General features: G+C 58.6%; 14 protein-coding genes and 1 tRNA gene. 10 read left to right on the plus strand and 5 right to left on the minus strand.

The annotated features are described in order from the left end of the window. Window positions 1–117: 117 nt before the first annotated feature. Together ACO6TG_RS01625 and ACO6TG_RS01630 are read right to left on the minus strand one after the other, a co-directional pair. Window positions 118–834, minus strand: a complete 717-nt coding sequence (locus tag ACO6TG_RS01625) for a L,D-transpeptidase family protein (RefSeq protein WP_422376576.1) — start codon at window positions 832–834, stop codon at window positions 118–120. Window positions 835–1605: 771 nt separating this feature from the next. Further along, window positions 1606–1690: transfer RNA gene (locus ACO6TG_RS01630), tRNA-Leu, on the minus strand. Between the two features lie 157 nt (window positions 1691–1847). On the opposite strand from ACO6TG_RS01630, the gene ACO6TG_RS01635 reads away from it, so the two are divergent. The 3 genes from ACO6TG_RS01635 (at window position 1848) to ACO6TG_RS01645 (ending at window position 4921) form a co-directional block, all read left to right on the plus strand. Continuing rightward, window positions 1848–2114 (plus strand): hypothetical protein, encoded by a 267-nt coding sequence (locus ACO6TG_RS01635; protein WP_422376577.1) that lies wholly within the window; start codon window positions 1848–1850, stop codon window positions 2112–2114. Between the two features lie 212 nt (window positions 2115–2326). Next, window positions 2327–3793: a formylglycine-generating enzyme family protein gene (locus tag ACO6TG_RS01640; protein ID WP_422376578.1), complete on the plus strand. Its 1467-nt coding sequence runs from the start codon at window positions 2327–2329 to the stop codon at window positions 3791–3793. A 21-nt stretch (window positions 3794–3814) separates the two neighbouring features. Further along, window positions 3815–4921 (plus strand): hypothetical protein, encoded by a 1107-nt coding sequence (locus ACO6TG_RS01645; protein ID WP_422376579.1) that lies wholly within the window; start codon window positions 3815–3817, stop codon window positions 4919–4921. A gap of 21 nt (window positions 4922–4942) precedes the next feature. Here the strand turns inward: ACO6TG_RS01645 and ACO6TG_RS01650 are convergent, their stop codons facing one another. Then, the gene (locus ACO6TG_RS01650; protein ID WP_422376580.1) at window positions 4943–6481 is read right to left on the minus strand and encodes an NAD(P)H-hydrate dehydratase; all 1539 of its coding nucleotides are present in this window, start codon (window positions 6479–6481) and stop codon (window positions 4943–4945) included. Between the two features lie 360 nt (window positions 6482–6841). Here ACO6TG_RS01650 and ACO6TG_RS01655 point away from each other — a divergent pair, with 360 nt between their 5' ends. The 3 genes from ACO6TG_RS01655 (at window position 6842) to ACO6TG_RS01665 (ending at window position 9906) form a co-directional block, all read left to right on the plus strand. Beyond that, entirely contained in the window at window positions 6842–7180 is a 339-nt protein-coding gene (locus tag ACO6TG_RS01655; protein ID WP_094074571.1) for a P-II family nitrogen regulator, read from the plus strand. Window positions 7181–7308: 128 nt separating this feature from the next. Next, window positions 7309–8718 carry a type I glutamate--ammonia ligase gene (gene glnA, locus ACO6TG_RS01660; protein WP_094074570.1) on the plus strand — a complete coding sequence of 470 codons (1410 nt, stop codon included), beginning with the start codon at window positions 7309–7311 and terminating at the stop codon, window positions 8716–8718. 423 nt (window positions 8719–9141) lie between these two features. Next, entirely contained in the window at window positions 9142–9906 is a 765-nt protein-coding gene (locus ACO6TG_RS01665; RefSeq protein ID WP_422376581.1) for a substrate-binding periplasmic protein, read from the plus strand. Window positions 9907–9922: 16 nt separating this feature from the next. Here ACO6TG_RS01665 and ACO6TG_RS01670 read toward each other — a convergent pair whose 3' ends face one another. Next, the gene (locus ACO6TG_RS01670; protein WP_422376582.1) at window positions 9923–10924 is read right to left on the minus strand and encodes a P1 family peptidase; all 1002 of its coding nucleotides are present in this window, start codon (window positions 10922–10924) and stop codon (window positions 9923–9925) included. A gap of 305 nt (window positions 10925–11229) precedes the next feature. Here ACO6TG_RS01670 and ACO6TG_RS01675 point away from each other — a divergent pair, with 305 nt between their 5' ends. Next, a complete protein-coding gene (locus ACO6TG_RS01675; protein WP_422376583.1) occupies window positions 11230–11493 on the plus strand; it encodes a hypothetical protein in 264 nt (87 codons plus the stop codon). Window positions 11494–11574: 81 nt separating this feature from the next. Here the strand turns inward: ACO6TG_RS01675 and ACO6TG_RS01680 are convergent, their stop codons facing one another. Then, window positions 11575–11844, minus strand: a complete 270-nt coding sequence (locus tag ACO6TG_RS01680; protein ID WP_422376584.1) for a tyrosyl-tRNA synthetase — start codon at window positions 11842–11844, stop codon at window positions 11575–11577. 171 nt (window positions 11845–12015) lie between these two features. Between ACO6TG_RS01680 and ACO6TG_RS01685 the strand changes: the two genes are divergently transcribed. The 3 genes from ACO6TG_RS01685 (at window position 12016) to tyrS (ending at window position 14517) form a co-directional block, all read left to right on the plus strand. Then, window positions 12016–12207, plus strand: a complete 192-nt coding sequence (locus ACO6TG_RS01685; protein ID WP_422376585.1) for a hypothetical protein — start codon at window positions 12016–12018, stop codon at window positions 12205–12207. A gap of 82 nt (window positions 12208–12289) precedes the next feature. Then, complete coding sequence (locus ACO6TG_RS01690; protein ID WP_422376586.1) at window positions 12290–13171, plus strand: DUF4396 domain-containing protein; 882 nt, start codon at window positions 12290–12292, stop codon at window positions 13169–13171. 92 nt (window positions 13172–13263) lie between these two features. After that, on the plus strand, window positions 13264–14517 hold the full coding sequence (tyrS, locus tag ACO6TG_RS01695; protein WP_422376587.1) for a tyrosine--tRNA ligase: 1254 nt from the start codon (window positions 13264–13266) through the stop codon (window positions 14515–14517). Window positions 14518–14588 lie beyond the last annotated feature (71 nt).

The following is a 14588-nucleotide window of genomic DNA, read 5'->3' on the forward strand; positions in this document are numbered from 1 at the left end:
ATAAAGCGTGGACCCGAAAGTGTCAAGGGGAGAGCACGGATTTGCGGGCGTTTTCACGTGTTTCGCAGACGGAGAATTGAAAGCCAGCCACTTCAAAAGCGGAACTTCGTTTTAGATTTATCTCGGCTTTACAACCGGCACCGCAGCAGTCTTCAAGCCAGGCGCAGGCCGCGCTGCGACCGTGTAAACCTGCTCCCGGACACCGACGACTGGTGGTACCCGGGTGAATTCAAAGGCATCGTGCCCTTCCTTCAGGTTTCGCCAGAAACCCTGCCATTTCGAACCGCTGTGGCGCGCAAAGTTGTCCTCCGTCATCCGAAACGGGAAAATGTGAACGCCGAAATCTGCGTGTCCTTTCTTGAAGGCTTCGTTCGCAAGCAGGTAAATCTCCTCGATTCCATCATTCGTCATCGCGTAGCAGCCGATCGAAACACAGTTGCCGTGAATCATCAGGAAGCTACCGGTCCGACCGTGGGACCGGTCAAAGGCGTTCGGAAAGCCGATATTGAACGACAGGTGATAGCGGCTGTTGGGGTTCATCTGGCCGGGCGACACCGTGTAGAACCCTTCGGGGGATTGCCTGTCACCCTCTTTCAGCTTTGGCCCGAGCGCCCCGGAATAGCTGCAAATCGGGTAGGTCCGGAACAATCCATAGTCGCCCCCCGCCTTTCTGACCCATAGCTCAAGTTCGGAACTTTCCTTGAAGACACGGATATGGACCGGAGCCCCCAGCGCCAGGCCTTGCTTGGCAAGACGTTTTGCCAGGCCCGGCGTAATGCGGTTTTCGACCTCGGTCAGATCTGCTGATTCCGGCAGGCTGTAGCGACTGAACAAGACATTCGCCAACGCCACCGAACCACTTGCAACAAACGACATTACAACCAGGCCAAGGAGAAACTTTTTGATCACGGATACGGGACTCGATTGGGATCACATTCTGAACAGCGGCTGACACACTGATGCCAAATCTGGGCAACAATCAGGTGCAGCGTCAGGACCCCACGCCCCTCTCTTTCCAACCAGCAAGCGCGCCCCTGTCGGGGACCTGTTGGACGAACATCTTTTGACCAGCTCGCTCGCGAATAAACTCTTTAAAGTCAGCTCCCTATTGGAAACTGGAATCGACAAGCGTTGCGAGGCACTTTCAGTCTCAGCCGATCCTCAACCACAATTTCCGAAGACGGTTTGAACAAAAGAACGCACAGAGTTGAACTTTCCGATGACCACACCCCCGGACGGGTCTGGATTGGCGAATTTGGCATTGAAGGCGACTTGCCATTCCACAAAAGGAAGCAACGGATTGTCTCCATTCGGATCATGCCGGATGCTTTCGAACGGTACGTCAGGGCTAGGCGACCTAGCCTGACGGTTCGACGCGGTGCCTGGTTTTCGGCGAACTTCGCTTGCTGGACGAGAGCTTATGGAGGCCTGGCGGCAGAAGCCCGCAGTCGCCTGGCAGCAAGTCGCATTTCCCAGACACACCTTTCACGTGGAGCCGCGCTCAAGCAGGCCGAAAGCCGGTAGCGCCAACAAAAATGCTGCGCGCGAGAGAAGCGAACGACAACCGCGCTCATGTAGCGCGAAGCGCGATAGCGCAAATAAAGATGGTGCGGATGGAGGGACTTGAACCCCCACGCCTTGCGGCACCAGAACCTAAATCTGGCGTGTCTACCAATTTCACCACATCCGCATCACAAGGCTTTGTGCGCCCTGCGTCTGAAGCGGGGCCTCTATAGCACCACAGATTTTCCCGTCAAAGGAAAAAGCGGCTAGGCCTCGTGGCCCCTGCCCGACTTCTCCACAGCAGTCCGAACACCCCAGGTCACATGATCCGCTGATCTTTTCAGATGGCAGCAACGAGCGAAACGCATAAAGCAGTCTCTTCGCCTTCAACGTTTTCAGGGTCGGCGGCTTCAATCAAAGTTTTCAAGCGTGAAATAGAGCCCGGTCACAAGCTCTTTGAAAAACCAATCAATGACCAATGTCAGCGCGCCACTGGACTTTACAGAGAAGAAAAAAACACACGCACCTTGGTATATTTCGGATCCAAACAAGCATTGATAGCACGAGCAAAAATAATGAACGCTCCCTCAGGTTTTATGTTTTTCAAGTGACAGAAGTCACATGAAATCCACCAAGTCATATCCTAATTTCTCTGCGCCCAATTCGAAGTAGTCCTTCATTTGGACTCAATACAAATCGAATTTGTCACATTTCCGCCTTAAATCGACCCTAAGCACCGCTAAAATACGAATGATAAAAATAACACTGTATTTACACTTCCTCCACCGCACCTTCCGTTGAGCAATCTGGGTTTAGTCGTTGCATGTCGGACAGATCCACTTCCGCCAATTCGGGTTCGCTTGACCCAGGCCACACACAGGACGCGCCGTCTGACGCTGACAGGCCCGACCTGCAAAAATGGTTGGCCAAAAACGCTTCTCCCGACGCAGAAGAGCAAACGCTGGCAGCGTCGGCGCGCAAAGGCTCCGGCATGCGCAAACAGCCGCGGATCAGATGGGCGGATGACGAAGACGATGAATTCTCGGACATGCCGGAGGTCTTCCTCAGACAGGACGCACCAGCGCTCTCCTCTCACGGCAACCTGACCAGAAAATACATCGTCAGCGCCCTCGCTTTAACCGCGCTGATCGGGACCGGCACCTTTGTCTACAACCGGTCACCCGGAGATATTGCGTCCAAGCTCATCGTTTATTCGAAGTCCTTGTTCGCCGATGCATCTCCCGGATCGACGGCACCTCCCGCCGACTATGACGCTTCGGCGACTTCATCAACCGCGCGGCCTGACCTTTCCCCCGAACTGCAGACAAAGGCCCGGGCCGCCCTGAAGGAAGCAATCAACGCCAGACAAGGTGGCGTGCAGCAAACGCCTGCTCCACCCCTCCCTGCGGTGCCGGTGGAGATTGAGACGACCAGTCCCGGCACAAACCTGGAGAAAGCATCGGCAGTCAAAGCGGGGACGCCACCAGATGCTTTTCCGCCCCCACCCGCCGTATCAAACACCAACCCCTCGGCCAGCGAACATGCCGCGGCACCGGTCCTCCCGGCAGTTACCAGCACACGTGCCGAGGCACCGGTGGCACCAGAAACTCTGTCGACACCGGCCCCGCGTCTGCCGGTTTTCGTCTCCGTTCAAGGGGGCGTTTATGCGCTGACGGCACCACAGGAAAGCGGCGCTGCGGCCTCAACAGTCGCGGAAGTCGAGCTCAAGCCCTTTCAGATCGCCCGCACCGAAGTCAGCAGACGTGACTGGCTCGCCTGCGCGGAAGATGGCGCCTGTGACAAGGACGGATTTCCGGAGCGTTATTTCGACGAAGCCAGCCTCGATTTACCGGCCACATCCGTGACGCTGCAGCAGATCAACACCTATATCGACTGGCTGAACAGCTGGAACGACGAAGCCGACAAACCTCTCCGCCTGCCGAGCGAAGCCGAATGGGTGGTGGCCGCAAGGGGCGGAACGCGTCACGCCGTTGCCTTTGCCTGGGGCGACCGCTTCGAAGCAACAAGGCTGGAAAAGAGGCACGACCTGGTGCCGGTCTCCGATGCGCCGGTTTTCAACGGACTTGCCGGGATCCTGGACAATGCCGAAGAACGCGTTTCCGACTGCTGGGGCGCGCAACTGGCCTCCGGCGGCTGTTTCCGCAATCTCGGTGTGGTGCGCGGCGCGCCCCTGGGAAATCTCTCACAGGAGACCGCCCGCCTCACCCACAGAAGCAGCAGAGCCACCTCGGCACCCTATTCAACGGTGGGGTTCCGCCTCGCCCGCTGAAGACCTTCCAAGGAGAAAAAGATGATCCGCCTTCCCGTGTTCCTGGCGATGCTCGGTCTCGCCATTCCGCTGGCCGCGGCCACTCCGGCCGCCGCAACCACCTGCACAAGTCGGGTCGTTGACCATACCGTGGCTTCCGGCGACACGCTGTCACGCATTGCCAAAGCGGCCTATGGGGAGGAAGGTCATTGGCCACGCATTTTCGAACACCCGGGAAACGCGTCGGCCATCGGCAACAATCCAAACGTGCTGACGATCGGCACGATCTTGAAACTGCCGCCCTGCCCGGGCTCCGTGACAGTCGCGCCGGACGAAACCGCTGTTCCGGATCCCGAGATTGTTGCAGAGACGCAGGACGACGCCCTGCTGCCCTCGATCATCTACATCGTCACAGGAGACGATTGGGCGCCTTATGTTTCCAAGGACTGGCCCAAGGGCGGCATGGCAACCCTGATCGTGAAGGCCGCTTTTGAGGAAGCGGGCCTTGGGGATCGCATCCGCGTTCATCACATCAACGACTGGAATGCCCAGATCAAGGAACTGGTGCCGGCGAACCGTTACCAGCTGACCTTCGGTTGGGCGATGCCGGACATGGGGTTCTGGAAAACCTGCAACCGTCTTCCGGCCGACATGCAGGTCCGCTGCAGCTATGACAAGTCGAAGCCCATCCTCACGACGACCCTCGGCTTCTTCCGCGAAATCGGCCGCTCCGATCTGGCGGAAATGACATTTGAAGATCTGAAAACCGCGCGCCTGTGCCGTCCGACCGGCTGGTCCACCTTTGAGCTGGTGGAAAACGGACTGTCGCCGGACAACTGGGTCGGGACGGACTCGCCCGCCGCCTGTTTCAATCTGCTGATGCAAGGGGAAGTGGATTTTGTCGTGCTCAACCGGTTTACCGGGATTGCGACGGCAACGGAAATGGGCATCCGGCAAAATGTCGAAATGGCCCCCTTCACGGTGCCGCACCGCATTTACCTGCTTGCGCACAAGGACAATCCGCTCAACACAACCGGCTATCTCGACGCCTTTAACCTCGGTCTTCAGCGCATTGTCGACAATGGCAAATACGGCCAGATCTCGTCCTTCTTCAATGACGAGTTCGCCCGTCGGGCCGGCGGCAAGTAACAAGGGAAAGGATGCCGGCTGTCAGCGCTCCCTGGTGGCCGGCTCCATCAAGTGCCGGAGGGGCACCTTCAGCGCAGCCGGCAGATCTTCCGAGATGAGCCCCGGGCCGGCTTCAGATCCGGCAGCACCATGCAGCCAGACTGCCTGGCAGCCGGCCTCAAACCCTTTCACGGACTGGGCCAACAGCCCGGCGGCAATGCCGGCGAGCACATCGCCGGTTCCGGCCGTAGCCAGCCATGGCGGCGCATTCCGGTTGATCGCGGCGCGGCCATCAGGCGCTGCAATCACGGTGTCGGGCCCCTTGAGAACGACAACGGCGCCGGATCGCGCTGACGCAGCCCGCGCCCGCTGCAGTTTGCCGCCTTCAAGATCCGGAAACAGCCTGACAAATTCACCTTCATGCGGTGTCAGGACGACCGGCCTGGAGTGCTGCCCGATCGCGTGGAACAACACCTCAGGCGCATCCGAGAAACTGGTAAGGGCGTCAGCATCCAGCACGGTCGCTCTGTCCGTCTTCAGAATCTCCAGGACCGAATGGCGCGTTCCTTCGCCAACGCCGTAACCTGGACCGATCAGGACCGCGTTAAGCCGCTTGTCCTCAAGGAAGCGGGTAATGGCCTCCGGACCCGCCAGCTTTTTCAGCATCACGGCCGTCAGGTGACAGGCATTGACCATCAGCGCATCGGGAGCCGACGCCAGTGTGACGAGCCCGGCGCCGGCTCTCAACGCCGCCACCGCGGCAAGACGAGCAGCGCCCGTCGCCGACGGCGCCCCGCCAAACACCACGGCATGCCCCTTTGTGTATTTGTGATCCAAGGCCGATGGCACGGGAAAGGCATCCTGCCAAAGGTCCGGCGTGTTGGCGAACGTGCCTGGCCGGATCCCGTCCAGTACCTCGTCCCGAATGCCGATATCGGCCACTGTCAGCTTGCCGCAGAGCGCACGCCCCGGGTAAAGCAAATGCCCCGGCTTCGGCCTGAAAAAGGTAACGGTTTCCCGCGCTGCCACCGCGGTGCCGCGAGCGGCGCCGTCCGCGCCGTTGACGCCGGAGGGAAGATCAACGGCAACAACCGGTTTTCCGGCGTGATTAACAGCTTCAATGAGGTCCGCGACCGCTCCAGACAGCGGCCTGTCGAGCCCGGCGCCGAAAAGAGCATCAACGACAACATCTGCACTCGAAATTGCGCGGGACATATCGTCAGTGATCGACTCGCCCCGATGCGTTGGAGCATCTGGCAGTCCCATTCGTTGAAAAGCTGTCAGTGCGTCCCCCTTGAGCGCGCTGGCCGGCTTCAAAAGACGGACATCCACCTGAAAACCACGCGCTGACAGGCATCGGGCGGCAATGAAGCCGTCGCCGCCATTGTTGCCGGGCCCGCAGAGCAGCAGGATTTTGCCCCCGTCCGGTCCAAGATTTGCGGCGGCCCGCGCGACAGCCTGCCCTGCCCGTTCCATGAGCACAATGCCCGGCACACCGGCAGCAATTGTGCGCCGGTCGGCTTCGGTCATTTCGCCCGGTGTGAGCAAAGCCGCGCGTTTCCAGGTTTTCGATGAGCTCATTTGCCGGTTTCTCCCGCTCGAAGCTGCAAGGTGACCGTGATCGTCAGATTTGTCGAGTTCGGAAGGTCTGACGCGCAAGTGATCACAAATTCTGCCTATTTAGTATTCACATTGATTATTTTTTATGCATTCAAAGGTGCCTGCGCGCCCATATGCATTGACCGGCCCGTGAGTTCTGCCACTTTTTGCGGCGGATTTCCCGGCTTCGCATTTTTTTCAACATCGCGACCAAAGGTTGGCACACATCGTGCTTAAAGAGGACAACGGTCCCTGCCGGGCTCGATGGGGCGCTTTGACCCATTGCACCTGGAAAAGGTCCTGCCGACAAATGGCCTTCATAGTGGAGAGAGACACAAGGTGATGAAAAAGATCGAGGCGATCATCAAACCCTTCAAACTGGACGAGGTCAAAGAGGCGCTGCAGGAGGTAGGCCTCCAGGGCATCACGGTGACCGAAGCCAAGGGGTTCGGCCGCCAGAAGGGCCACACGGAACTCTATCGCGGCGCAGAATATGTGGTCGATTTCCTGCCGAAGGTGAAGGTGGAAATCGTCCTGGGCGACGATATGGTCGAAAAGGCCGTCGAAGCCATCCGCTCTGCCGCACAGACCGGCCGGATCGGCGACGGCAAGATCTTTGTATCCAATATTGAAGAGGCGGTCCGCATCCGGACAGGCGAGTCCGGCATCGACGCCATCTGACCCACCATTCCGGCGTCCGCCGGTAATCCTAATTCCGGTCCGAAAGCTCCAGAGCCAGATTTCAAGACGCTCTGTCGGACCGGAACGAAACCCAACCGTTCACACGAAAAATCAAAGGGATGGACATTATGACCACTGCCGCTGAAGTCCTGAAGGAGATTCAGGAAAAGGACGTGAAATTCGTCGATCTGCGCTTCACCGATCCGAAGGGCAAAATGCAGCACGTCACCATGGATGTTGCACTTGTCGACGAAGACATGTTCGCTGAAGGCGTTGCCTTCGACGGCTCGTCCATTGCCGGCTGGAAGGCGATCAACGAGTCCGACATGATGCTGATCCTGGATCCGGAATCCGCACACATGGATCCGTTCTTCGCACAGTCCACCATGGCGATCTTCTGCGACGTCGTCGACCCGATCACCGGCGAAGGCTACAACCGCGACCCGCGCATGACTGCCAAAAAGGCAGAGGCCTACGTCAAGTCCGGCGGTTTCGGCGACACCATCTATGTCGGTCCGGAAGCCGAATTCTTCATGTTCGACGATGTCCGCTTCAACGCCGACCCGTACAACACCGGCTTTGTCCTGGACAGCTCCGAACTGCCGTCCAACATGGGTTCCGAGTATGAGACCGGCAACCTCGGCCACCGTCCGCGCACCAAGGGCGGCTACTTCCCGGTCCCGCCGGTCGACAGCGCACAGGACATCCGTTCCGAAATGCTGTCCGTCATGGGCGAAATGGGCGTTCCGACCGAAAAGCATCACCACGAGGTGGCTGCTGCCCAGCACGAACTCGGCATGAAGTTCGACCATCTGACCCGCTGCGCCGACAACATGCAGGTCTACAAATATGTTGTGCACCAGGTCGCTCATGCCTATGGCAAGACCTCGACCTTCATGCCGAAGCCGGTTTTCGGCGACAACGGCACCGGCATGCACTGCCACCTGTCGATCTGGAACAACGGCGAGCCGACCTTTGCCGGCAACCAGTATGCTGATCTCTCCGAGACCTGCCTCTACTTCATCGGCGGCATCCTGAAGCACGCCAAGGCCCTCAACGCCTTCACCAACCCGTCCACCAACTCCTACAAGCGTCTGGTGCCGGGCTATGAGGCTCCGGTTCTTCTGGCCTACTCCTCGCGCAACCGGTCGGCCTCCTGCCGTATTCCGTTCACCGCGTCGCCGAAAGCCAAGCGCGTTGAAGTCCGCTTCCCGGATCCGACCGCGAACCCGTACCTGTGCTTCTCCGCTCTCCTGATGGCCGGCCTCGACGGCATCAAGAACAAGATCCATCCGGGCGATGCCATGGACAAGAACCTCTACGACCTTCCGCCGGAAGAACTCGCAGAGATCCCGACTGTCTGCGGCTCCCTGCGTGAAGCCCTGGAAGCTGTTGATGCGGACCGCGAATTCCTGAAAGCCGGCGGTGTCTTCGATGACGACCAGATCGACGCTTACATCGAACTGAAGATGGAAGAAGTCGAGCGTTTCGAAATGACCCCGCACCCGGTCGAGTTCGATATGTACTACTCCGTCTAAGAGCATCGCTCCTGACAGAACGGAAAACCCCGGCCATCGGCCGGGGTTTTTTTGTTGCCCCTTTTCTATTGACGCCTCGTCAAGGCACCAGCCGGAACAAAACGCACGCCGAATTAATGTTTCCATACCCGTGAAGCTGTAGACTGCCCCTTGGAGTAGCCTCCCGACACCGGAGCAGGAACTCGAAGGAAACGGTCCTTGGTGCAACCGCCAGTACGGGGTTTGCTGAAAATGACAACTCTCGAAACATCACTGACTGTGGACCGCATACCGGCAGACGCTGACACTGGTCTCCTCTTGGCGAAACCGCACCGCAACCACTGTTCAAAAAGAACACGTAGCGCTTTCGCGCCTCACGCGATCAGATGGCTGGCAATCTGTCTGGCTATCATCTGTCTCGAAGCAGCCTTGTTGAGTGCGGTCATGGCGGAGACGGCACCAAAGCCGCAAGTCGACATCCTGGTGGACGATGGCTATCCCCCCTTCAGTTTTGAGCAGGATGGGGCTCCGGCAGGGATCTACATTGAAGTTTTGAAAGCCTTGATTGAGCGACTGCCGGACTATGACATCCGCTTGCAGCCCGTGCCCTGGGACCGCGGCAAGAAAATGATGGAGACCGGTTCGGGCTTTGCTCTGGCGCCCGCATTTTTCCATGGGCATGACTGGCCATACCTCCATCCCTATTCGCTGCCGTTTTACGTGGAAACGATCCGCGTGATGTGCCAGGAACCGGTGCTTCGTGATGGGCGCAGAAGAGTATGGCCACAGGATTTCCAGAATCTGTCTGTCGGCAATGTCAAAGGGTATGACGGCTGGGGTGGCCGGGCTTTCCGCGAGATGATAGCCGACCGTAAAATCTCCTATTTTGAAGCCCCGACTTCCCGCAGCCTGATCAAGATGGGTCTCGCCGGCCGCATCGACTGTCTGCTGATGGAGGAGACGGCCTTCGACATAGAGCTGGCCAGGATCAGGAAAACCTCCAACCGCCGCGGCATGGAACTGCTCAAAGGTCCTGTCTCGAATTCAGATCCCGTCTATGTCGGATATTCACGCCCCGCGCGCGAACAGGGAAAATTCCCTTTCCGATACGATTTCATGCAAGCCTTGGACTCTCAGATCTACCTGATGCAGACCTCCGGCGAGATCAGAAAAATCATCGAAGAACATCAACTGAAATTGCAGAACTGACGGAGTTGTCTGACTTTTAGCCAGTATGATCGCGGCTCTCTTGCAACCAGTCCGCAAGGCTTGGACGTTTGCTTCGCCCTCGGCCGCGCATCGCCGGTGACGCGATCATGGCGTTCAGCACGGCTTCCTGCGTGGTTTCGGCCGATGCCTGAAAAAGCAGGTCGATCTTGCCCTCCCGCAGAATATCGCGCACGATGAGATCGCGCTGTTCGAAATGTTCGAGACGGGTCGCTGTCGAAAAGGCCAGGGCGATATCCCCGCTGCCGTTGCCGTAATAGGCGCCGAGCCGGGCCAGCCCGGCCCCAGCGCGCCTCGCCACCCGTTTCAGCTGCCGGCTTTCCAGCGGCACATCCGTGGCCAGAACGATAATGACAGATCCGCGTTCCTCCGTTTGCGCAGACGCTTTCGGTTGCGGCTTTCGACCGTCTGGCAAGACAAGATCCCCGGGTTTGCCAAAATTGGCCAGTACCAGAGCCCCCAGCGTGAAGATGCGCCCGTCCAGTTCGAACCGGCGCGAAGCCGAACCGATACCCCCCTTGAAGCCAAAAGCACTCATGCCGGTTCCGGCGCCAACGCTGCCTTGTTCAAAGTCGACGCCGGCGGCCGCCAGGGCAGCCTCCGCATCCGCTGCTGTCAAGGCGATCGCCTGAATGTCGTTCAGATAGCCGTCATTGCATTCCAGGACCACCGGGTTCACCGTCCCGGTCGATCGTCCGATCTCGGGGTTCTCGGAAATTGCGCGGCGGATCAGGGTGTTGACACCGGTGCCCACACCAAAGGTGTTGGTCAACAGGATCGGCGTTTCCAGGGTACCGAGTTCTTCGACCTGGATTAGACCCGCGCTTTTGCCGAAGCCGTTGATAACTTCCACCGACGCCACCAGCTTTTCTCGGAACAGGTTGCCAGCGTGAGGCAGCACGGCCGTGAAACCGGTGCGCAGGTTGCCCTCTTCGAGCGTTCTGTGTCCCACCGTCACACCTGCAACATCTGCAATTGTATTGGCCGGCCCAGGTGTCATGGCCCCGCACATGAGGTGACAAGATCGTGACGGGGATGAAGAGTTTACTGACATGAGGCACCTGCCGGGATGGGAATCGATTGCGCACAGCTTGGCGTCGCTTGCCCCGGCTCACAAGCGTTGCGCACCCGGCTTTCTTGTATAGCACCTGACTCCCCTGGGCGGGCCCCTGTCCCGGCCGCGGATGGCTTTGCCAAGCTCCCTTAGGCAACCCCCGGATTTGACGTTTGTCTAATCGCCTCAACAAGTCCCGGATGATATTTTCCAATGAATTGATAAAAACTTTTCCGGCAAAGCGAGTTGTCATGAAAGAGTTTAACGGCGTGAGTTCAAGCCACTACATTGCTGACGAGGATCTGGACTTTCACGGCATTGCCGAAGCGGGATTGACGATACGCAGGGGTGTCACCGTCAACCTTCACGGCATTCTTCAGGGCCCGGTCATTGTTGAGCCGGAAGCGAGCCTGACCGTTTTTGGCCTGATCGAAGGCGAGATCGACGATCGGGGCGGCAGGATCGTGGTGCACGGATTGACCGACAAGGATGCCGGCGAGAACATCACGCCTTAGGCAAGCGCACGCGCTTACACAAACCGGACACGAAAAAGCCTCCCGAAGGAGGCCATTCGTTCTCAGTTTCAGGTCCTGAAATCAATAACAGACCCGGCGATGGGCAACGACCACATATCGACCGTAATAGGGATCCCAGCGGGTGACCGGACGATAGGTACAGCGAACCGGTGCGTGGTAACGCGGGCGGGCCTGATTGGCGATGATGGCCCCGGCGGCCAGGCCGATAATGGCCCCAGCAGCAACTGCGCCGGCTCGGTTCTTGGCGTGCGCCTGGGTGGGAGCCAAGGCGACAGTTGCGGTTGCCAGAACGGCGACGGCGGAAACGGCGATTGCGAACTTGCGGAACATGTGGGGTCCTTTCGAAGTGTCAAAACGGGTTCCTCACCGCTGATAGGAAGACCCTACGTCACCTTCCCCGCATGAGCTGTGACCACAATCACGCTGGGTCACTTTCGCGCGAACGTGCTAAACAGGACGCACGGACATCGTTTTCTTGGGGAGTTATTCATGTGGGTGATCATGGCTGTATCCGTTCAACTGCTCGTCGGCCCGAACAGCTGGGCGGTTGCCGATCAGGGCACGTTTCAAAGTGAAGCAGACTGTGAAGCCGCCCTGTCGGAAGCCGTTCCACGCACCCTGTCCGATGGCATGCGATTGGCCTGGGAACAAAGCGAATTGAAATTCGTTTGCGTAAAGGTCCGTGGTTCCTGACCGGCTGGAAACATATTCGCCAATCAGCCATCCATTTGCCGGTCGCACGCCCGTTCAATCCGGCAAACATGGAGGAAAAATCATGTTGCAAGGCGCCATGATTGTCTGGTTCTCGTTGACAGCAGCCAGTCTCGCATTCGTGATTTGGGATTCGCTCTTCAACGGTGTCACCAGTTGGGTCCAGCGTCTCGCGTGGATACTTGTTGTGGCCTATACCGGCCCCGTCGGATGTTTTCTTTACCTGATGACCTGCCGGCGGCCTTTCCCCGGCGGGCATGACCAGTTCACCAACAAACCCTGGAAACAGGCAATCAACAGTGAGATGCACTGCCTGGCAGGCGACGCCACCGGCATTGTCATTGCCGCCGCCATTGTCCCGATGCTCGGGCTGACCAACGGCTGGGACAGCACATTCGAATATGCCGCCGGCTTTCTGTGCGGACTGTTTGTGTTTCAGGCTCTGATGATGCGCGCCATGTTCGACGGAGACTATTGGAAGGCGGTTCGCAAGACCTTCTTCGCCGAAACCGTGTCCATGAATTGCGTCATGGCAGGAATGCTTCCGACAATGATCCTCCTCAGTGGCCTTTGGCCCGGGTCTGAGAACCCGCTCTCAGCAGAATTCTGGTTTCGGATGAACCTGGCCTCCGTTGTGGGACTGGTGACGGCCTACCCCGTTAATTACTGGCTGGTCACAGCTCATCTGAAACATGGTTGCATGACCATGCCCGGCAAGGATACGCCCGCTCTCGGGCACCGGTCCCCGGAAATGCAGATGGAAGCCATGGGACCCCACACCCACGGCACATCGCATGGCGCCCATCGGGCCATGGAAATGGCGAAGCTGTCGCTCCCCATCCAGGTGCTTCTGATCGCCGCCTCCTTTGCCTTGCTGCTCCTTGCGGCCCTGGTAACGGATGCATTTATACCGATCCGCTTCGGCTTCGCCCCTGCAATGGGCTGATTTCCAGCGGGCTGCAATTTACAAGACCGGCTGCACGCGCTAGAGCACGTCGCCGAGGACGCCAATTGGCAAAACAGCACGGACAGGCAGGCATGAGCGAGTTCAAATCGGACTTTCTAAACGTTCTTTCAGAGCGCGGTTTCATTCATCAGATTTCAGATCCGCAAGGACTGGATGCGCTCTGCGCCAAGGAAACTGTAACCGCCTATATCGGTTTCGACTGCACCGCGCCGAGCCTGCATGCCGGTTCCCTGGTGCCGATCATGATGCTGCACTGGTTCCAGAAAACCGGGCACCGGCCGATTGCCCTCATGGGTGGCGGCACCACGCGCGTCGGCGATCCGTCCGGCAAGGATGAATCGCGCAAGATGCTCACCGAAGAGCTGATCGAGGAAAACAAGTCCGGGATCAAGAAGGTTTTCGAGAAGCTGCTCACCTTTGGTGACGGCCCGAACGATGCCCTGATGCTTGATAACGCCGACTGGCTGCTGAAGCTGAATTATGTCGATTTCCTGCGCGACATCGGCAGACATTTTTCAGTCAACCAGATGATCCAGCGGGATTCGGTCCGCCTGCGGCTGGAACGCGAACAGCATCTGTCCTTCCTGGAATTCAACTACATGCTGCTCCAGGGATACGACTATCTTGAACTCTACCGCCGTACGGGCTGCCGCCTGCAGATGGGCGGCTCCGACCAGTGGGGCAATATCCTGTCCGGAACGGATCTGGTCCGGCGTCTGTCCGAGGTCGATGCCTTTGCTCTCACTTCGCCCCTCCTGACCACCTCCTCGGGTGCAAAGATGGGTAAGACTGCGGCTGGCGCAGTCTGGCTCAACGAGGAACAGCTGTCCGCCTATGACTACTGGCAGTATTGGCGAAACACCGAGGACGCGGATGTTGAACGCTTCCTCAAACTGTTCACGGTCCTGCCCATGGACGAGATCGCCCGCCTTGCCGCGCTTCAGGGCTCGGAAATCAACGATGCGAAGAAGGTGCTGGCCACCGAAGCGACCGCGCTGATCCACGGCCGTGAAAAGGCGGAGGCTGCAGCGGAAACGGCGCGAAAGGCCTTTGAGGAGGGACAGTCCGCCGCAGGGTTGCCAACGGTTGAGATCGCCAAGGCAGAACTGGAAGCCGGCCTTGGTGTCCTCTCTGCCTTCGTCACCGCAGGCCTGTGCGCCTCAAACGGAGATGTTCGCCGCAACATCAAGGGCGGTGCGGTCAAGATCAACGACCAGGGCGAGCAAAACGACAAGCGCCAACTCACCGCCGCCGACCTGACCGATGACGGCATCATCAAACTGTCCCTGGGCAAGAAGAAACATGTCCTGCTGAAACCGGTCTAGGCCGCATTCGCCGTTCCGAGGCCAACAGGACAAGAGGTGAAGGGGCCGCAATGCGGCCCTTTTTCTTGAAA

The organism is Roseibium sp. (genome assembly GCF_965233565.1).
Taxonomy (GTDB): domain Bacteria; phylum Pseudomonadota; class Alphaproteobacteria; order Rhizobiales; family Stappiaceae; genus Roseibium.

Bases quoted from the DNA above. Each gene is read 5' to 3' on its own strand.
- ACO6TG_RS01635 (WP_422376577.1), top strand. From the start codon at position 1,848: ATGGCAGCAACGAGCGAAACGCATAAAGCAGTCTCTTCGCCTTCAACG.
- ACO6TG_RS01640 (WP_422376578.1), top strand. From the start codon at position 2,327: ATGTCGGACAGATCCACTTCCGCCAATTCGGGTTCGCTTGACCCAGGC.
- ACO6TG_RS01645 (WP_422376579.1), top strand. From the start codon at position 3,815: ATGATCCGCCTTCCCGTGTTCCTGGCGATGCTCGGTCTCGCCATTCCG.
- ACO6TG_RS01650 (WP_422376580.1), bottom strand. From the start codon at position 6,481: ATGAGCTCATCGAAAACCTGGAAACGCGCGGCTTTGCTCACACCGGGC.
- ACO6TG_RS01655 (WP_094074571.1), top strand. From the start codon at position 6,842: ATGAAAAAGATCGAGGCGATCATCAAACCCTTCAAACTGGACGAGGTC.
- glnA (WP_094074570.1), top strand. From the start codon at position 7,309: ATGACCACTGCCGCTGAAGTCCTGAAGGAGATTCAGGAAAAGGACGTG.
- ACO6TG_RS01665 (WP_422376581.1), top strand. From the start codon at position 9,142: ATGGCGGAGACGGCACCAAAGCCGCAAGTCGACATCCTGGTGGACGAT.
- ACO6TG_RS01670 (WP_422376582.1), bottom strand. From the start codon at position 10,924: ATGACACCTGGGCCGGCCAATACAATTGCAGATGTTGCAGGTGTGACG.
- ACO6TG_RS01675 (WP_422376583.1), top strand. From the start codon at position 11,230: ATGAAAGAGTTTAACGGCGTGAGTTCAAGCCACTACATTGCTGACGAG.
- ACO6TG_RS01680 (WP_422376584.1), bottom strand. From the start codon at position 11,844: ATGTTCCGCAAGTTCGCAATCGCCGTTTCCGCCGTCGCCGTTCTGGCA.
- ACO6TG_RS01685 (WP_422376585.1), top strand. From the start codon at position 12,016: ATGGCTGTATCCGTTCAACTGCTCGTCGGCCCGAACAGCTGGGCGGTT.
- ACO6TG_RS01690 (WP_422376586.1), top strand. From the start codon at position 12,290: ATGTTGCAAGGCGCCATGATTGTCTGGTTCTCGTTGACAGCAGCCAGT.
- tyrS (WP_422376587.1), top strand. From the start codon at position 13,264: ATGAGCGAGTTCAAATCGGACTTTCTAAACGTTCTTTCAGAGCGCGGT.